The sequence below is a fragment of the Clostridium sp. BIOML-A1 genome (genome assembly GCF_009874105.1).
In the GTDB taxonomy this organism is placed as follows: domain Bacteria; phylum Bacillota; class Clostridia; order Lachnospirales; family Lachnospiraceae; genus Coprococcus.
In genome coordinates this window covers 15,813-34,236 of sequence record NZ_WWTL01000002.1, presented here as the reverse complement: position 1 = coordinate 34,236, position 18,424 = coordinate 15,813, and the positions used below count along the sequence as shown (strand labels likewise).

The window sequence follows — 18,424 nt, the reverse complement described above, 5'->3', positions numbered from 1 at the left end:
CCAGAACTCCAAAATACCCGATACTCTATCGCCCCTTTTCCAGCAGATTATTTATCTTATAAAAACGAACCTCCTATAAAGTAAATAAAGGCTTGTGCCCTGCTGACAATAATATAATGCTCTATATATTACTTCGACATTCATGTAATTTCGTTATGAGACTTGCACTAGCTGTCAGCACCAAGCCCATGTTTGAACCCGTTAGGGTGAGTTTGGGCGACTGCTGACAAACAGGTGTGCGAGTCGAATAGAAATGAAGTGAGTCGAGTAATATATAGAGCATTATGCATAGCAGCAAGGGAACAAGCCCTCATTTTTATTTGTCACATAACACCGGCTGAATCTGCTTCCCCTTTAAAGCCTCCTCTATCGTATCCGGTATCATAGACAGTTTTCCGATCAGGGAATTCGGTTTCTTTACAGGATCATCCTGATAAAAAGGAACAAAATAAATATTTTTCATATTCATAAGCATTCCGATATTCTTAAAATTCATTCCCATAGCATCATTTGTCGATATGCTGATGATCAGTGGTTTATTATTCCTGATATGTGCCTTTGCTGCCATCAGCACAGGAGAATCCGTTATACCGTTACACAGCTTTGCGAGTGTATTTCCGGTACATGGGGCGATCACCAATACATCCAGATATGCCTTAGGACCGATCGGTTCTGCCTCCTGAATCGTAAATATTCCCTTCTTCCCTGTAATCCTCTGAATGTCTTTTACAAATTCATCACTTTTACCAAATCTGGTGTCGTATGTCGCCGAACGATCAGAAAAGATCGGATACACCGATATTCCCATTTTTGTCATTTCCTCTATCTCTATCTTTACTTTATCAAAAGTACAAAAAGAACCGGTTATTGCAACGCCGCAATTGCACCCTGATAAACTCATATCTATAATCCTTTCCATGCTATATGAACTCCATAAAATCAATATCCCGGCAGGTAGTCAGTTTTTTATTTAATTAACTCATAAAACAATTACTTTTGCAGAGAAATTTTATGTTTATTATAGATTATGCAGAACATCATGACATGTGACTTAAAAAAGCAGATACCCCAGAACCGCCTCTCCAAGGATCTCGCCCGAAGTCTTCGGTGAATAGCGTCCCGGAATACCCAGACTGTGTCGGTATCTTATCCCTCTTTCATCCAGATAGGAAAAATCTGTTCCACCGGGCATCGATGCGATATCAAGGATCACTATATTTTGTCGGAACTTTGATAATATATCTCGATTTAATACAGGCGCAGGTATGGTATTATAACAAAAATCAAACTGATCAAGCTTATTGTCTGAGCCAAGCTGATCTAACAGAATCGTATGGCAGTCTCCCATTGCCGCCTTAAAACATGCTTCCACACTTCTGGCTGTAACCGTTACCTCAGCACCCATACGAAGGAGCTTCTGTGCAAGCACACGGCCACATCTTCCATATCCGGTGACAAGACATTTGCTGTTCTCAATATTAATATCACTCATCATAAAGCTTTCAGCTATAGCCCCCTCCGCCGTAGCAACTGCGTTCTTTAACGCCACACAATCATCCTTCATATAATCATAATATGGTACGCCGGCTGCTGTACAGGCATCTGTCAGCCCGGATGGGAGCACTCCCCCGCATACAAAATCAAAAGCTGTAAGACTCCCTGCAATATTTTCTATCGCAAGCTCTGTACATCCATTGATATGGATTCCGTCTTTTGCAACCGGAACAGGTAATAACAATACCCTTTCTTCAACAGTACTGTCATTTCTGAAAGCTTCAGAAAGCATTGGCCAGCTGCTGTATTCATTCTCACAGTCTGGCACTTTATATGTTGTAACATATACTCCCTGTTCTTTTAAATATGCTGCCAGATAATGGCAACGCATATCTCCGCCTATCATTACAAACTGTCTCAAATTATATCCTCCTTATAGACTTTCTTACATCTGTCATCTATTATAGATCATACTCTTTCCGATTACTGAATTATTACAGTCTAATCAGAAGAAATTCCTGTCTATGTAGTCTTTTACATATTCCTTCATGAAATCATACAAAGATTCACTTTGAACATTTTCTGTTATTGTCACCGGATAGATTGCAAATGCTTTCCCATCAATTAACAACACCACAGAACCTGCCTGCATTCCTGCATATATCGGGCATTTCAGATACTCAGGCAGCAGATACTTAACCGAGATCTGTTCATCTGTCCGCAAAAGCAGAGTTTCCGAAAAATGACATTCCCAGCCAACTGTCTCTGTATCTTCTTTTATTGTTCCATAAACAGAATCCGAAAGAACCGGTATCTTATTCTTTTGAAGTATATCATCAGTAATTACATGCTCCTGATAATTTGCCAGTCCATAATTCATTAATTTTTTTGTATCTGCCCATTTATAGGTCTTATTTCCCGGCCACCCACAGCCAAGAAGGGCAACGATCAGTATTTTTCCATCCCTCTCCAACGCTCCGACATAACAATATCCTGCAGATCCGGTAAATCCCGTTTTTCCGGTCAAAGCTCCATCCATCATATTCAGAAAAGAATTATGATTGGAACAGCTAAAGCTTCTCGTTCCCCCTACATTTGTAAAGGAATATGTAGCTGTTCTTGTTATAGCAAGAAACTGTTCCCGTTTCGGTGACTCTCTGATACAATAACGCATGATCCGGGCAAGATCCTCTGCGGTCGTTCCGTGAATCCCATATTCATCCTTTGCATCCAGTCCATTAGGAGTAATAAAATGTGTATTTGTACAACCGACTTCTATTGCTTTTCGGTTCATCAGATCGGCAAATGCCTCAACGCTTCCACCAATATATTCAGCTATTGCAACAGCACTGTCGTTATGACTTTCAAGCATCAGCGAATAAAGCAGATCTTTTAACCGGTATTCTTCACCCTCTCTGATATTTAACTGAACATCCGGCATCTTTGCCGCATAAGAGGATACTATAACGATATCATCGGGATCACCATATTCCAGCGCAAGGATACAGGTTAAAATCTTCGTTGTACTGGCATTTGCCCGAACCTCTTCACCAGCTTTATCATACAGCACCCTGCCATTTTTTCCATCCAACAGGATAGCTGATAAAGCATGAAGGTCATTGTCCGAGAGCTTCACTTCTGAAGCAGTCCGACCGGTATTATTATCCTGCCTGATGCCCTCCGTTCGATAATATGGTATCTGACATACAGGCATATTTAACGCATTTACAGGGATCACGGAACCAAGCAGCACGGCTGCTGTCAGAAACCATGCAAACAGAAAACCTGCCGGAATTTTTTGTTTCATTCTTCCCGCAGGTTTATTTCTTTTTTTATAATATTTTTTATATATTTCAGTCATATCATCACCGGATATATTCTTTATTCATAAAATTATATTCCGTATCCGGCTGCTTTATGACTCATTATCCAAACCAAGTGTGATCTCGTTTGCCTCTTCCTGAGCTTCTTTCTTGAAATCCTCAATCTTATCCGGGCTGATCATCGGAAGTTCTTCCGTGGATGCAACACCGAAGCTTCGCAGAAACTCTTCTGTTGTTCCAAAAAGAATCGGTCGTCCCGGAGCATCCAACCGTCCAACCTCATCTACTAATCCATATTCCATAAGCTTATTGATCGCATGTGCACAGGAAACTCCTCGAATAGCCTCTATCTCCGGTCTGGTGATTGGCTGTTTATAAGCTACGATTGATAAGGTTTCAAGAAGTACATCTGTCAGATTCGGCTTCTTAGGTGTACAGACAACCTTTGTAAGTACATCGTAGTATTCATTTCTGGTACATAATTGATAAGCGTTTTCAAGTTCTACCATCTTGATGCCACGATCTGACTGATTGTAGATCGCAAGCACCTCTTCCATCTGTTTGGACAGCTTTTTTATTTCCATCTCAAGTGCCTTTGCCAATCTGTCAACCGACACAGATTCTCCGATGGAAAACAGTATAGCCTCAACCGCAGATACAAGATATTCTGTACTGTATTCTTTATAAGTAACCGGCTGTTTCTCTGTATTCTCCGGCGTCATATCTTGCTCACCTGCATCTGACAGATCTGCCTGAACTGTTCTGGATACATCTTCCTCATTACTCTTATCGCTGTCATATTCTTTTAAATTATATGCTGCTTCGTTCTCTTTTATCTTATCCATACCTGTTTTATCCTCGTCTTGTCTCATCCGTTTCATTATCAGCCTCTTAAATCGTGTCCGGCTTTTCCTCTGCAGAAGCAGACTCATTCGTATCTTCTTTATCTGCGCTGACAGTAAAACTGTTCAACTCATATGTTTCAATGTCATCCCGGGAATCAATGATGATCTCTCCAAAGATTTCTTCCTGCCGAATCTGGATCGCTCCGATTTTCATAAGCTCTAAGATTGCAAGAAACGTTACTATAATGTTCGACCTTGAAGCCTGCATCTCAAGCAGCGTCCGAAAGTTAATTCCGGCAAGTCCACGAACCTGTTCCCGAATCTCAGCCATCTTAGCTTCCAGAGAGATTTCTTCTCTTTCAATGTTCTTAAACTTACTACGGATCGGATCTACCTTTTCAACCTGTTTCCGCATCACAGACTTAAAAATCTCATTCAGCCTTTCCAGATTGATGTCATATTCAGAGATCAAAGCAACCGTATCTACTGCTGGCTTGAAATTCTTCACCTCAGCAGGAATGCTTTCTTTTTTATAGAATGCCTTTGCACCATCAAGCTCCAGATCCTTCAGCTCACTTGCTGCATATTTGTACATCTTATATTCCAACAGCCTTCGAACAAGCTCGTCTCTTGGATCTTCTTCCTCTTCGTCATCTTCCGTCACTTTAGGAAGAAGCATTTTGGATTTAATACGAATCAGAGTTGCCGCCATTACGAGGAACTCACTCATAACATCCAGATCTTCCTCCTCCATATGATTCACATAATCCAGATACTGTTCTGTGATCGTTACAATCGGTATATCATAGATATTTACTTTATTCTTTTCGATCAGATGAAGGAGCAGATCAAGCGGTCCTTCAAATACGTTAAGTTTTACATCGATTGCCGACATAGTTTCTCCCTTTATCACTCACAGATACCATGTAAGTCTCTGCATCTGTTCTTTGTATGATTATATAATAATACAGACCAGTCCACCATTTCCGTCATTCACGATCTTTTCCATGGTGTCCTGTAACTTCTGCTTACTTTCTACATTCATCTTGTTTGTCTTAGTATTTAATCCATCTTCTACAAGCTGCTCGATCGATTTTCCAAATATATTAACATCCCAGATATCTTCTCCGTTCTCTCCGGTACTGGTCTTAATATACTCTACCAGATCTTCTGCTTGTTCCTTCGTACCAATGATAGGTGCGATCTCCGTTGTGATATTCGCCTTGATCATATGTACGGAGGGCGCTTCTGCTTTGATCTTAACACCATATTTGTTACCGGATTTTATAAGCTCCGGTGTCTCAAGCGTGATATCCTCTTTTTCGGGCATTACAAGCCCGTATCCGCCATTTTTTACACCTTCAAGTGCATTCATGACTCCATTGCAGAATTTCTTCTTTTCTGCCATTTCCTTTATTTCAGTTATAAAATCATATTCATTATGAATATCTGTTCCCAGCATATCGGAAAGCATCTCGTAATAATATCTGTTATAGATCGTTACCTGTACATTCAATGAACCGTCTGCCAGATTTATATTGTTATATGTATATTTTTCCACATATTCGTTTTCAGGGAACGAACAATGAACCATGTCATAGATATGCTGATTGCCATTCAGTATATCCATGGCATTCTCGATGACACTCTTTTTGATCTTGTTTTCATTTTCCGATACTTCTAACCATTTGGGAATTACAAAATTAATACATGTGATCGGAAAACTATATAACATGGAAGTAAAGATCTCATTGATATCCTTCCTGTTCAGTTGATCGCAGTTAACCGGAAGAACAGCTACTCCATACTTTTCTACCATCAAATCTGCCAGTTCCTTTGTCTCGGCTGCACCCGGGCGATTCGAATTCAATATAACAACAAAGGGTTTCCCGATTGACTTTAACTCTGCAATTGTTTTTTCCTCTGCATCGATATAACTCTCTCTGGCAAGATCGCCAAAGCTTCCATCACAGGTCACCACAATCCCGACCGTTGAATGACTGTTTATAACCTTCTTCGTTCCGATCTCTGCCGCCTTGGCAAATGGAATATCATAATCATACCATGGTGTCTTAACCATACGCTCTTTTCCATCTTCCGTCTGCCCTTCAGCTCCGTCTACCACATATCCGACACAATCGATCAGACGAACCCTCATATCAATCTCATCATCTACCCGGATCTCCACCCCTTCTTTCGGAATGAATTTCGGTTCTGTTGTCATGATTGTCTTACCGGATGCCGATTGCGGCATCTCATCCAGAGCAATTTCGCGGTCATTCTCATCTTTTATGTTCGGAAGAACCATCATCTCCATAAAACGTTTGATAAATGTTGATTTTCCTGTCCGAACAGGTCCGACAATACCCAGATAGATCTCTCCGTTTGTTCTGGCATTGATGTCATTATACACATTAAAGCCTTCCATATATACCTCCTGCATTTCTTACACATTTTCCGTTCCTGTTTTTGTATTCCGCAATATATGTGTCCAACCCGAAATACAAAATCTGTTTCCTATGTAAAGATTATCATATAAGTAATATATGAATGTACTTTTATAAGTATGTCAGAAAATTATTCCTCTACGGATATCTCTGCTTTTCTGTCTCTGGTAAGCAGATCTACCACTGCTTCACGAGCAGACTTTCCCTCGAACAAAACCTTGTTCACCTCTTCAACGATTGGCATATCAACACCATATTTCTTTGCAAGCTTCAGGGTTGCTTTTGCCGAGTATACTCCCTCTACAACCATTTTAACCTCAGCCATTGCTTCTTTATAGCTTTTCCCCTGCCCGATCAGATAACCGGCATTCCTATTACGGCTGTGTCTGGACGTACAGGTCACGATCAAATCTCCCATACCTGACAAACCGGCAAGAGTCTCAACGTGAGCGCCCATTGCAGTACCGAGTCTTATAATTTCTGCCATGCCTCTGGTCATTAACGCTGCTTTTGTATTATCTCCGAATCCTAATCCGTCTGTAATTCCGGCAGCCAGTGCGATAACATTCTTAACCGAGCCTCCAAGCTCGATTCCTGTCACATCTGTACTTGTATAGACACGGAACACATCATTCATAAATGTATTCTGAATCAGCTTTGCCGTATCCATATCACGTGCACCTGCTACAACAGTAGTCGGAATACCGATACCGACTTCCTCCGCATGGCTTGGACCTGAAAGAACTGCGACCTTTACCCCTGGTATCTCACTCTCGATGATCTCTACAATCGGAGTCAGGGTTGCCTCCTCAATACCCTTGCTGACATTAACGATCAGCTGTTCATTTGTAATATAAGGTGCTATCTTTTTTGCAGTGCTTCGGATAAAAGGAGATGGAACCGCACAGATGATCATTTTCTTACCATCTATCGTCTGTTCCAGATCTGTTGTAAATACAATTGTATCGTTCAAATGAACACCCGGCAGACGATCCTTCTGTTCCCTGTATGTATTCAACATCTCGATTTCTTTTTCATCTATAGACCAGACTGTTACATCATGTCCATTTCCAGCCAACAGGTTTGCAAGTGCTGACCCCCAGCTTCCTGCTCCTAAAATACCAATTATCATACTATATACCTCTCCATCTTATAAAACTTCATGACCGATTAAACCACAAATTATAATCCTATGCCTGTTCTTCTTTTGTTTTACTTTTATCTTTTAATGAAAACTTATTCTCTGTACCTTTTATAAGTCTTACAATATTCTGTTTGTGCCTGTAAATAGCAAGCAGAGTAATAAGCCCTAATACAATACAGCTTTCAAGCTTCATGGAATCAGATGTAAAACCATAAGAACCGGTGTATGCAAATATCGTATAGGAAACCATCAGCCCGAGTACCAGACAAATAGAACCTACCGATACATATTTTGTTACCACTACGCAAAATACAAACAGTCCAAGCTCGATCAGTGCAACTCTCCAGTCAAGCAGACCGATCGCAATACCGGAAGTCGCTGCAATTCCCTTACCGCCTTTAAACTGCATATAAAATGGGAAATTGTGTCCAAGAACAACACCTGCCGCTGTGTAGATCACGAACAAATACACATTCTCAATACCAAGTGCATTCATAATGATATGTGTGATACTGCAGGCTACAACTGATTTGAAAAGATCTCCCAGAAAGACAACCGCTCCCGCTTTCTTTCCCAGAACCCGAAGTGCATTTGTAGTGCCCGCATTTCCACTTCCATATTCACGGATATCGATACCATGTAATTTACCATAGATATAGCTTGTCTGGATAATCCCGAAAAAATATCCTCCGACCAGACATATGATTCTTGCTAAGATTAACATTATTTTTCTTTTCTCTCCCTGATAATGAATTTTAGAGGTGTACCTCGGAAACCAAATGCTTCTCTGATCTTATTTTCAATATAACGTGTGTATGAGAAATGCATCAGTTCTTTATCATTTACAAATATTACAAATGTAGGAGGTTTAACCGCTACCTGAGTAATATAAAACAGCTTCAAACGTTTTCCTTTATCTGTAGGCGGCTGCTGCATAGCAACTGCTTCTGTCATAATCTCATTCAACACACCGGTCGCAACACGGAGCGAATGATTTTCGATAACCGCATCGATCGTTTCGAATAATTTCGGAAGTCTCTGACCTGTGGCTGCTGACACAAATAATAATTCTGCATATGGCATATAGGACAGCTTCTCACGGATCTCCTTTGTAAACTTATAAATAGTCTTATCGTCTTTCTCCACCGCATCCCATTTATTTACAACAATGATCATTCCTTTTCCACGTTCATGGGCAATGCCTGCGATCTTTGCATCCTGATCCGTGACACCCTCTGTCGCGTCAATAACCAGTACAGCTACATTACAGCGTTCAACAGCCGATACAGTACGAATGATACTGTAACGCTCGATATCCTCCTTGATCTTGCTCTTTCTTCGAAGTCCTGCAGTATCAATAAATACGTATTCCGTTCCATTTCTCACAATCTCGGTATCAATCGCATCTCTGGTCGTTCCGGCAATATCAGATACGATCACACGGTTTTCTCCGAGAAGCTTGTTGATGATCGATGACTTACCTACATTTGGCTTACCGATAATGGCAATTCTAGGTCTGTCATCTTCCTCTTCATTCTTGGAATCTTCATCAAAATGAGAGACAACCTCATCCAGCATATCTCCGATTCCAAGTCTGGATGCACCTGATATCGGAACAGGATCTCCAAGTCCAAGGTTATAGAACTCGTATACATCATTCATATATTTCTCAAAGCTATCTACCTTATTAACCACAAGGATCACCGGCTTCTTGGATTTACGAAGCATCTGGACTACCTTATGATCATCATCCACAAGTCCCTGTCTGACATCTGTCATAAATATAATAACATCCGCAGTTTCAATGGCAATCTCTGCCTGCTCCCGCATACTTTTTAAAATAATATTGTCACTTTCCGGCTCAATTCCACCGGTATCTATAATCGTAAAATTATAATCGAGCCAGCTCACATCTGCATAAATTCTGTCTCTGGTTACGCCTGGCGTATCTTTTACAATTGAAATTTTCTCTCCTACCAGTGCATTGAACAGGGTAGATTTACCTACATTTGGTCGTCCAACGATGGCTACTATCGGTTTACTCATTTACGTTTCCTCCGTCTGCTGTCGATTTCAGCATGATAACAGCTCCCAGATTGCCACGTTTTCCATGGCTCGCCCTATGTGAAAACAGGAAATCCGGATTGCAGCATGTACATATGTCGGTTACATTTATATGTTCAGGCAATATACCTGCACCAGTCAGATTATAATAATTTGCCCGGTGTAAATCAAGCAAATACTTACCATTTCCAATATTTTTTGTCATTTTCATGTACTGTTCCGGTAAATAAGCATTCTTAAATGCCTCAGCTACATCCTCACTTACCTCATAACAGTTCTGACAAATAGACGGTCCGACCGCACAGATCAGATCCGAAGCCTCACAGCCATATTCTTTATTTAGTGCTTCAACCATATGCCGGCTGATATTCTTAACTGTTCCCCGCCAACCGGAATGATTCATGGCTACAACTTCTTTTACCGGATCGTAGAAGAATACCGGTACACAGTCCGCATAAAATGTGATCAGCGGAAGATCCTTTACATTCGTCATCAGGCCGTCCGTTTCTGTTATATCTGATTCCCTTGTGATCCCTTTTCCGGCATCTTCTTCTGTCACTTTGCGGATCACGGTTTCATGTACCTGATCGGAAAATACCAGTCTTCGGTGATCATATCCGACTGCCTGTGCCAGTCTCCTATGGTTCTCCATCACCGCATCCATATCATCTCCACGATGAAAGCTCAAGTTCATCGTAGAATAGATTCCCTCACTGACACCTCCAAGCCTTGTCGAAAACCCATGCACGATACCGGGCAGTTCCAGATTCTTGAATACGATATACGGAACTCCGTTCTTCACTTTTATCTCTGTAGTCTTATCCTGATTGATATATATTATGTTATACATCTTCATACCTCATAGCCTTAATAATATCCCTGATAAGGAAACGCATCCTTAATATGACGAATCTCATTTTCCGTCACCGCAATAACATCAAATCTTACCGGTGTGTTATACGGATCATATCCATATCGTTTCATATAATACACAGCTACCTTACTGATCTGCCGTTGCTTGGCAGACGTTACTGCCGATTCCGGTGAACCATGTCTGCTGTTGCTCCGGTATTTTACTTCTACAAATATCAGATACCCGTCTTTTCCTACGATCAGGTCGATCTCTCCGGCGGCAATCCGATAATTTCTGGCAAATATCCGATACCCTGTATCTTTCAGATATAATGCAGCCATGTCTTCATATTCTTTTCCTTTTTTTCTCGTATTATAGCGCTCGATACTGACTGTTCCCCTTTTTTCTTTCTACTGTTCTTTCCAGAAATGTGTAATAAATGATCTTCTGTGGATCTCACATGGTCCAAATGTTTTTAATGCTTCTATATGCTCTTTCGAACCATACCCTTTATTCTTTGCAAATCCATACCCGGGATAGATCTCATCATAAGCGACCATTAACCGATCCCTCGTTACCTTTGCAATAATACTGGCAGCGGCGATCGAAGCCGACTTTGCATCTCCTTTAATGATCGATACCTGTGGTATCTCTACCTCCGGTATTCTGACAGCATCGTTTAATAACAGCTCCGGCTTCACGGCAAGCTTATGTATCGCGATCCGCATGGCCTCATAATCTGCATTTAAAATATTGATCTGATCGATCAGCTTCTCATCTGCCATACCGATTCCGTAAGCAACCGCTTTTTCTATAATCTCATCATATAATTCTTCACGCTTCTTTTCAGAGAGCTGCTTGGAATCATTCAGGTATAGAATATCGCAATTCTCCGGCAGAATGACAGCCGCAGCTACTACCGGACCTGCAAGCGGGCCACGGCCTACCTCATCAATTCCACAGATATACTGACAGTCCGCATGCTGTCTCTCATATTCAAACATATGCTCCATCCGGTCAAGCTCTTTTTGATGTGCTGTAAGCTTCTTTTCAGCAGAAAGAATCAGTTTTTTTACACCTTCCCTGTCATCCTCTGCATATCTTTCCATCACATGCCTGACTGAATGTATATCTGCATTTGCAAATTCGGATTTAATCTCTGTTATACTTTTTCTTTTATTTTCCATCTCATCCTCATATAAGCATAAATGGCTGTTGTTTCTTACACGACAGCCATTTATCTGTACTTATTGTTCTTCTTTATTTAAAAAACCGAATCCACCGGTAAAACGGAATACTGCTTTACCAACAAACTTGTCCTTATGTATATTTCCGACATCTGACAATCTGCTGTCCCGGCTGTTATTCCGGTTGTCTCCCATTACGAAATACTCATCATTTCCGAGCGTAACCGCTTCTGCCGCGAGCCCTCGATGATTTTCTTCGATTACTTCTTTACCATAATTTTCTTCTAACGGCTCATCATTAATATAGATCACACCATCTTCATCAATATAAACGGTTTCGCCCGGAAGACCGATGATTCGTTTGATATAATAGGTCTCATCCTCTTCCTCATAAGGAAATACCACAATATCAAATCTTTCAGGATCTTTAAATCGATAAGACAGCTTATCGATCCATAAACTATCACCATCATGCAGAGTATCATTCATGGAATCTCCGCTTACTTCTGTACGCTGCCCCACATAGGTAAGAATCAGCCAGCATACCGCAACGATCGCAAGAATATAAATGGCAAGACTAATTAAATCTTTTACGATATTGATCTCCTCTTTCTCCTGCTTTTTCTTTTCTTTTTTCTTCTTTTTTTTCGGCTTATCAACTTCATCCTGAACATGAGTGTTCGATGCCGGATCGGATTCTGCGAAATAATTGGTTATCGCTTCTCCATCCTCATTTAAAACCTTATCAGATGCTTCCTTTTCGTCTGCATCCGCCTCTTTTACTGCTTCTTCTGATCTCTGCTGTTCCGGATCAATTCCTTTTTTTTGCAGCTTCGCAAGCTGCTTTTCACGTTTCTTTTCAAGCCGTCTGATCTCTTTTTCGCGCTCTTTCTGCATGGGATCATCATCAAATATTGCATTTAACGCCTCTACGCGTTCATTATCTTCTTTCATAATAACTATTTATCCTTTACCATACTCGGACGTTCCAGTGAGATTCTGCCCAGTTTGCCCGAACGATAATCATCAAGCAGGAGAGCAGCCGCCTTATCAATGTCTAATTCTCCACCCTTTTTGATGCACGCACGTTTCTCGGCAATTTGTTCCAGAATATGAACACTGTCGTCATCATCATTAATATTATACCTATCTGCAAGGCTCTGACAATAGTTTAATTGTAAAAATTTGATCAATTCATACGCAAGGTCGGTAATACTTAAGATTTCATCATTGATTGATCCGATAAATGCAAGTCGTAATCCAACCTCTTTATCATCAAATTTGGGCCATAATATTCCAGGGGTATCCAATAATTCAATATCTTTTCCAAGACGTATCCATTGCTTTCCTTTTGTAACACCCGGCTTGTTGCCAACCTTTGTACACGCCTTTCTGGCATAAGAATTAATAAAGGTAGACTTACCGACATTTGGAATACCGACGATCATGGCACGAAGCGGACGATTAATGATTCCACGCTTTCTATCACGTTCAATTTTCTCCTTACATGCTTCCTTTACTACATTGCTGATATTCTTCATTCCATCCCCGGATCTGGCATTGATCTTAGCAACAAAAACACCTTTTTCCTTATAATATGCTTCCCATTCCGCGGTCACAGCTGCGTCTGCCAGATCTGTTTTATTCAATAAAATCAATCTGTATTTATTCGCAGCTAAAGCATCAATATCAGGATTTTTACTGCTGTATGGCACTCTGGCATCGATCAGCTCGATCACAACATCGATCAGCTTGATATCTTCCTGCATCATACGTTTTGCTTTTGTCATATGTCCCGGATACCACTGTATATTCATCGTTTCTTTATCCTTCCTAATAACTCAGCTTTTTTCACGTTTCCCACTTTTAAGAAACGGGAATCTTCGCTGTTATTCACATTATCTCCAAGAAGAAAATATTCATCATCAGCAAGTGTGATCGTGTTCTCTGCAAGCCCTGCCGTAAAGATATAATCACTGAACGGAGTATCCGTAAGTTCTTTATCATTAATGTAGACCTTGCCATCCTTTATCTGCACGGTCTCTCCCGGTAAACCGATCACACGTTTAATATCATAATATTCATCCGGTGTATCAACACTTCTATATGCTACTATGTCATATCGATCCGGAGAGCCAAGAAGGTAACATAACTTATTTACTGTAACCTTATCTTGATTTATGCACACCGGACTCATCGAGTCCCCAACCACATACACAGTCTGAAAACAATAAGATACCATTCCATATCCCAGTACGACTGCAATCAAAACAGACAACAACCAGCCAAATATCGTTCTGACTGTACGTTTAAAGCTTCTTTCTTTTCTTCTCTGCCGCCGCTTTTCCCGTCTTATTCTCTTTCTGCGTTCACTTTTATCGCTCATATTCTTACTCCAATATGCTCATATTGCAAAAATGGCTGGAGCTATTAACCCCAGCCACTTTTTCATGTAACCTGTAAAAATTATTTAACAAGCTCTTTAACCTTTGAAGCTTTACCAACTCTTGAACGTAAGTAGTAAATCTTAGCTCGTCTTACTTTACCATGTCTAACTACTTCAATCTTCTCAACAAATGGTGAATGTACCGGCCATGTCTTTTCTACGCCAACACCATTTGAGAACTTTCTGACTGTGAAAGTCTCTCTGTTGCTTCCACCCTGTCTCTTAATAACAGTTCCTTCGAAAATCTGGATTCTCTCTCTGTTACCTTCTTTGATCTTGTTGTGTACCTTAACAGTATCACCTACTGCAAAGTCAGCAACTTCTGCCTTCATCTGAGAAGCTTCAAGATTCTTAATGTAATCGCTATTCATTTTGTGTGACCTCCTTGATATTTAGATGTTCTTACTACCACACCGGTACAGAGGACCATCGATTTTTTTCACAACTCGTTCAGTTTACCATACAAATAAAAAGAATGCAAGAAAAATCTACATCTTTTTGGATGTATGACCTTGCATTCTTTTTGCCATAGTTCATGCTATGGAGCTGGTGGGATTCGAACCCACGTCCAAAAGCTCATTCATCACGGCATCTCCCATCACATTCCGTATTTTAACATTTCCTCAATACCACGCCTACGGACAGGCTGGATACATCGGTAGCTTCATGAATTTTCCGATACCGCAAAGCTTAAGCACCGGAGTTTCCCGTTGGATGATACCAGATCTAAAAGGTACGGGGGACCTTAAAGCTGGCAGTTGCCTTTAATTAGGCAGCGTAAGCTAAATTATCGTTAGCGTTTATATTTAGTCTAAGTTTTAACGTGGTCCTAGTCCACGGATGGCTTCCATGACTGCAAAACCCCTGTCGAAACCAGTCAACCCCTGGTTTATAAAGGAAAGCTCTGTTATCAGGTGCTTTCATATATTACTCAGCAGCTTCTGTGGTATCAGTCTCTGCTGTAGTTGTCGTTTCAGATGTAGTATCTGCTTCAGAAGCTGTGTCTTCAGAAGTATCACTGTCAGTATCTTCAACATCCGTACTGTCTCCGTCGGATGCATCAGATGAAGTTGCAGGGAAAATACTTCCATATCCCTGTTCTGCCCATGTCTGGCTGACATATGCACCGAGCTTCTCAGCCTCTACATACTTTGGAATGGCCTTGTATATCTTTACGCCCAGTGTGGCTGCAAGAATGCATCCGACTAACACGCCAAATATACACCATCCAAGGATTTTCTTTCTCTTTTCGCGCTTCATGATTGCTGCGCGGTTCTTCTTCTCATATTTTCTTTTATCTACTTTACTCTGGCTCACTTGCCTGACCTCCCAGTAAAAATCTTATTGGAGTATATCACATCTGCATGAAATATTCCAGCATTTCACAAAATCTTTAAAACTTCATACAAAATATCGGGAATAATTCTGTTTATCATACTCGGATATTTATGAAATTCTTTATCAGATCTTACAAATTACGGATCTTGAACTCACGCTCATTCTCTCGCTTGACATCCTTCTTCGCGATGTCCTGACGTTTGTCGTATAATTTCTTACCCTTTGCCAGCCCGATCTCCATCTTGACCAGGCCGTCACGGATATAAACCTTTAATGGAACGATCGTATATCCTTTTACCTGCTGGGCTCCCATCAGTTTATTGATCTCATACTTATGAAGCAACAGCTTTCTAGTACGAAGTGGGTCTTTATTGAATATATTGCCTTTTTCATATGGGCTGATATTCATACGATAAATGTAGATTTCTCCTTTATCGATACTGATAAAAGATTCTTTGATGCTACAATGTCCCTGTCTGACTGATTTCACTTCTGTTCCGGCCAGTGCGATCCCTGCCTCGTACTTTTCTTCTATGAAATAATCAAAATATGCCTTTTTGTTATTTGCGATGAGTTTGTTTCCTCTTTCCTTTGCCATGTCCTGCTTCATCTCCTTCTTTGGCATCTGACCGGATCACAAATTCGATCCGTCTGCTCTGTTTGTCTGCAAGCTTTACTTTTACCTTAACGGTATCACCGATCGAGTATTTCTTTCCGGTTGATTCTCCGATCATAGCATATTCATCCTGCGAATACACATAAAAATCGTCATAAAGCGTCGACACATCTACAAATCCCTCAATAGTATTTGGAAGCTCTACAAAGATACCACGGTTGATGACTCCTGATATGATACCTTCAAATTCTTCTCCGATATGATGCTCCATGTATTCCACTTTCTTTAAACGCTCGACCTGACGTTCTGCTTCTTCCGCGCGGCGTTCTTTTCTGGAATTATCATCGCTTACCTTTGGAAGGATCGCATCATAATGCGAAAGTCTTCTGTCATCCAATCTTCCATGGATATTATCCTTAATGATCCTGTGGATCTGAAGATCCGGATATCTTCGGATCGGCGATGTAAAATGGCAGTAATATTTACAGGACAATCCAAAATGTCCTTCACATTCCGTCGAATATCTCGCCTGCCGCATCGTACGAAGTGTCATACGGCTGATCAGATTCTCACATGGCTCACCCTCGATTTTTGATAACAGCTTCTGGAACTCCTTCGGATGAATATTCTCTTTGGATGCCTTAAAGTAATATCCGAACTTGCTGATCAGAATGGATAACTGCTTTACACGCTCCGTATCCGGTGCTTCATGGATACGATATTCAAATGGAATCTGTTGCCAGAAATAGTCTTCAGCGATCGTCTCATTTGCAGCCAGCATAAAGTCTTCAATAATCTGATTCGAACGTCTTCTCTCATACACTCCGATATAAGATACCTGACCGTCTTCATCAACTGTAATCTTAGACTCATCAAAATCAAAATCAATCGAACCTCGCTCATGTCGGATCGTTCTTAACAACTCTGACACATGAAGCATTAATTCAAACATAGGAACCAGTTCTTTATATTTTTCTGTTTCTGCCGGATCATGATCCTCTACGATTGCAGATACACTTGTATATGACATTCTGCGGTCAACATTGATCACCGATTCACAGATCTTATGATTGATGATCTTGCCGTTTGCATCTATATCCATCAGGCAGCTAAGCGTCAGACGGTCTTTTCCCTCGTTCAGTGAACAGATACCGTTTGACAGCTTATGCGGCAGCATCGGTATGACCTTATCGATCAGATAACAGCTTGTTCCACGCTTCAATGCTTCTTTATCAAGCGGAGAATTCTCCCTTACATAATGTGTAACATCTGCAATATGAACGCCAAGCTTATATAACCCGTTTTCCTCATAGAGTGTGATCGCATCATCCAGATCCTTTGCATCCTCTCCATCGATCGTAACGGTCTGCAACTGTCTGAGATCGGTTCTTCCTGCCATTTCTTTTGATGTTACCTCATCCGGTATATTCTTCACCTCTGCCATAACAACATCCGGAAAATCAACCGGAATATCAAGATCTCTTACAACCGATAATACATCCGTCTCCGGATCATTGATATGTCCAAGTATCTCAACGACACGTCCCTCTGCAGATTTGGACTTTTCTCCATAATTTGTGATTTCCACAACAACCTTATGTCCGGTTACTGCTCCCATGGATTTCTTCTCCGGTATAAAGATGTCACTGTCTAATTTACCATTATCCGGAATCACAAAACCAAAGTTCCGGTTCTTCTGATAGGTTCCGACCAACTGCTTTAAGCCTCGTTCCAGAATCCGTTCTACATGTGCTTCCGTTGATCTGCCCCGGTTACCGGATGCAACACGGATCAGCACCTTATCATTATGAAATGCGCCCATCGTATACTTCTGTGGTACAAAGAAGTCTTCCTTATATCCTTCCACACGGACAAATCCAAATCCTCTCTGATTGCTGATGAATGTACCGACAAGGACACCCTTTCCAAGTTTCTGATACTTACCTTTGGAGGTTTTCTCGATCCTGCCCTCATCGACAAGCTCATTTAAGATTTCTAACAGGTCATCCTTATCACGTCCTCCGATCTGAAGCAGATAACAAAGCTCTTTAAATTTCAATGGTCTGTAATCATCGTCATTGATCAGGGTATATATATTCTCTTTTCTTTCATTCTTTAATTCTTCTGTCATAAATACCTCTCCGTATATCTAAAAAGTGCTTACATA

General features: G+C 40.8%; 19 protein-coding genes and 1 other RNA gene. All 20 read right to left on the bottom strand.

Annotation, left to right across the window (positions count from 1 at the left end; all coding sequences use genetic code 11):
- Window positions 1–316: 316 nt before the first annotated feature.
- On the bottom strand, window positions 317–901 hold the full coding sequence (locus tag GT641_RS01675; RefSeq protein WP_044945074.1) for a dipicolinate synthase subunit B: 585 nt from the start codon (window positions 899–901) through the stop codon (window positions 317–319).
- A 150-nt stretch (window positions 902–1,051) separates the two neighbouring features.
- Entirely contained in the window at window positions 1,052–1,915 is an 864-nt protein-coding gene (locus tag GT641_RS01670) for a dipicolinate synthase subunit DpsA (RefSeq protein ID WP_161116682.1), read from the bottom strand.
- An 84-nt stretch (window positions 1,916–1,999) separates the two neighbouring features.
- The gene (locus GT641_RS01665) at window positions 2,000–3,301 is read right to left on the bottom strand and encodes a D-alanyl-D-alanine carboxypeptidase family protein (RefSeq protein WP_243143667.1); all 1,302 of its coding nucleotides are present in this window, start codon (window positions 3,299–3,301) and stop codon (window positions 2,000–2,002) included.
- A 108-nt stretch (window positions 3,302–3,409) separates the two neighbouring features.
- Window positions 3,410–4,198, bottom strand: coding sequence for an SMC-Scp complex subunit ScpB (scpB, locus tag GT641_RS01660; protein WP_008400920.1), 789 nt, complete (start codon window positions 4,196–4,198; stop codon window positions 3,410–3,412).
- A 10-nt stretch (window positions 4,199–4,208) separates the two neighbouring features.
- Window positions 4,209–5,057: a segregation/condensation protein A gene (locus GT641_RS01655; protein WP_044944977.1), complete on the bottom strand. Its 849-nt coding sequence runs from the start codon at window positions 5,055–5,057 to the stop codon at window positions 4,209–4,211.
- Window positions 5,058–5,117: 60 nt separating this feature from the next.
- Window positions 5,118–6,590 (bottom strand): stage IV sporulation protein A, encoded by a 1,473-nt coding sequence (spoIVA, locus tag GT641_RS01650; RefSeq protein ID WP_044944980.1) that lies wholly within the window; start codon window positions 6,588–6,590, stop codon window positions 5,118–5,120.
- A gap of 149 nt (window positions 6,591–6,739) precedes the next feature.
- Window positions 6,740–7,741: an NAD(P)H-dependent glycerol-3-phosphate dehydrogenase gene (locus tag GT641_RS01645; RefSeq protein ID WP_119963062.1), complete on the bottom strand. Its 1,002-nt coding sequence runs from the start codon at window positions 7,739–7,741 to the stop codon at window positions 6,740–6,742.
- 58 nt (window positions 7,742–7,799) lie between these two features.
- Window positions 7,800–8,477, bottom strand: coding sequence for a glycerol-3-phosphate 1-O-acyltransferase PlsY (gene plsY, locus GT641_RS01640; protein WP_119963061.1), 678 nt, complete (start codon window positions 8,475–8,477; stop codon window positions 7,800–7,802).
- Window positions 8,477–9,799 (bottom strand): ribosome biogenesis GTPase Der, encoded by a 1,323-nt coding sequence (gene der / locus GT641_RS01635; protein WP_161116680.1) that lies wholly within the window; start codon window positions 9,797–9,799, stop codon window positions 8,477–8,479. The genes plsY and der overlap by 1 nt, the downstream gene beginning before the upstream one ends.
- A complete protein-coding gene (pgeF, locus tag GT641_RS01630; protein ID WP_161116679.1) occupies window positions 9,792–10,667 on the bottom strand; it encodes a peptidoglycan editing factor PgeF in 876 nt (291 codons plus the stop codon). Before pgeF ends, der begins: the two co-directional genes overlap by 8 nt.
- 17 nt (window positions 10,668–10,684) lie before the next feature.
- Entirely contained in the window at window positions 10,685–11,056 is a 372-nt protein-coding gene (locus GT641_RS01625; RefSeq protein ID WP_161116767.1) for a YraN family protein, read from the bottom strand.
- Between the two features lie 24 nt (window positions 11,057–11,080).
- Window positions 11,081–11,857: a ribonuclease HII gene (locus GT641_RS01620; protein WP_119963057.1), complete on the bottom strand. Its 777-nt coding sequence runs from the start codon at window positions 11,855–11,857 to the stop codon at window positions 11,081–11,083.
- Window positions 11,858–11,917: 60 nt separating this feature from the next.
- Window positions 11,918–12,811, bottom strand: a complete 894-nt coding sequence (gene lepB, locus GT641_RS12930) for a signal peptidase I (RefSeq protein ID WP_192919781.1) — start codon at window positions 12,809–12,811, stop codon at window positions 11,918–11,920.
- Window positions 12,812–12,816: 5 nt separating this feature from the next.
- Window positions 12,817–13,674, bottom strand: a complete 858-nt coding sequence (gene ylqF / locus GT641_RS01610) for a ribosome biogenesis GTPase YlqF (protein ID WP_161116678.1) — start codon at window positions 13,672–13,674, stop codon at window positions 12,817–12,819.
- Window positions 13,671–14,243, bottom strand: coding sequence for a signal peptidase I (gene lepB, locus GT641_RS01605; RefSeq protein ID WP_161116677.1), 573 nt, complete (start codon window positions 14,241–14,243; stop codon window positions 13,671–13,673). Before lepB (GT641_RS01605) ends, ylqF begins: the two co-directional genes overlap by 4 nt.
- 80 nt (window positions 14,244–14,323) lie before the next feature.
- Complete coding sequence (rplS, locus tag GT641_RS01600) at window positions 14,324–14,674, bottom strand: 50S ribosomal protein L19 (RefSeq protein WP_008400935.1); 351 nt, start codon at window positions 14,672–14,674, stop codon at window positions 14,324–14,326.
- Window positions 14,675–14,841: 167 nt separating this feature from the next.
- Window positions 14,842–15,188: a transfer-messenger RNA gene (ssrA, locus tag GT641_RS01595) on the bottom strand.
- A gap of 42 nt (window positions 15,189–15,230) precedes the next feature.
- A complete protein-coding gene (locus tag GT641_RS01590) occupies window positions 15,231–15,620 on the bottom strand; it encodes a hypothetical protein (RefSeq protein ID WP_008400937.1) in 390 nt (129 codons plus the stop codon).
- A 151-nt stretch (window positions 15,621–15,771) separates the two neighbouring features.
- Window positions 15,772–16,239, bottom strand: a complete 468-nt coding sequence (smpB, locus tag GT641_RS01585; RefSeq protein ID WP_117784805.1) for an SsrA-binding protein SmpB — start codon at window positions 16,237–16,239, stop codon at window positions 15,772–15,774.
- Entirely contained in the window at window positions 16,202–18,388 is a 2,187-nt protein-coding gene (rnr, locus tag GT641_RS01580; RefSeq protein ID WP_008400939.1) for a ribonuclease R, read from the bottom strand. Before rnr ends, smpB begins: the two co-directional genes overlap by 38 nt.
- Between the last annotated feature and the right edge of the window lie 36 nt (window positions 18,389–18,424).

What these genes read in the sequence shown, in the direction of transcription:
- lepB (WP_192919781.1), bottom strand. Translation starts at nt 12,811, where the DNA reads ATGAAAGAAGATAATGAACGCGTAGAGGCGTTAAATGCAATATTTGAT.
- der (WP_161116680.1), bottom strand. Translation starts at nt 9,799, where the DNA reads ATGAGTAAACCGATAGTAGCCATCGTTGGACGACCAAATGTAGGTAAA.
- GT641_RS01655 (WP_044944977.1), bottom strand. Translation starts at nt 5,057, where the DNA reads ATGTCGGCAATCGATGTAAAACTTAACGTATTTGAAGGACCGCTTGAT.
- plsY (WP_119963061.1), bottom strand. Translation starts at nt 8,477, where the DNA reads ATGTTAATCTTAGCAAGAATCATATGTCTGGTCGGAGGATATTTTTTC.
- pgeF (WP_161116679.1), bottom strand. Translation starts at nt 10,667, where the DNA reads ATGTATAACATAATATATATCAATCAGGATAAGACTACAGAGATAAAA.
- spoIVA (WP_044944980.1), bottom strand. Translation starts at nt 6,590, where the DNA reads ATGGAAGGCTTTAATGTGTATAATGACATCAATGCCAGAACAAACGGA.
- scpB (WP_008400920.1), bottom strand. Translation starts at nt 4,198, where the DNA reads ATGAAACGGATGAGACAAGACGAGGATAAAACAGGTATGGATAAGATA.
- GT641_RS01665 (WP_243143667.1), bottom strand. Translation starts at nt 3,301, where the DNA reads ATGAAACAAAAAATTCCGGCAGGTTTTCTGTTTGCATGGTTTCTGACA.
- lepB (WP_161116677.1), bottom strand. Translation starts at nt 14,243, where the DNA reads ATGAGCGATAAAAGTGAACGCAGAAAGAGAATAAGACGGGAAAAGCGG.
- rplS (WP_008400935.1), bottom strand. Translation starts at nt 14,674, where the DNA reads ATGAATAGCGATTACATTAAGAATCTTGAAGCTTCTCAGATGAAGGCA.
- GT641_RS01620 (WP_119963057.1), bottom strand. Translation starts at nt 11,857, where the DNA reads ATGGAAAATAAAAGAAAAAGTATAACAGAGATTAAATCCGAATTTGCA.
- smpB (WP_117784805.1), bottom strand. Translation starts at nt 16,239, where the DNA reads ATGGCAAAGGAAAGAGGAAACAAACTCATCGCAAATAACAAAAAGGCA.
- rnr (WP_008400939.1), bottom strand. Translation starts at nt 18,388, where the DNA reads ATGACAGAAGAATTAAAGAATGAAAGAAAAGAGAATATATATACCCTG.
- ylqF (WP_161116678.1), bottom strand. Translation starts at nt 13,674, where the DNA reads ATGAATATACAGTGGTATCCGGGACATATGACAAAAGCAAAACGTATG.
- GT641_RS01645 (WP_119963062.1), bottom strand. Translation starts at nt 7,741, where the DNA reads ATGATAATTGGTATTTTAGGAGCAGGAAGCTGGGGGTCAGCACTTGCA.
- GT641_RS01675 (WP_044945074.1), bottom strand. Translation starts at nt 901, where the DNA reads ATGAGTTTATCAGGGTGCAATTGCGGCGTTGCAATAACCGGTTCTTTT.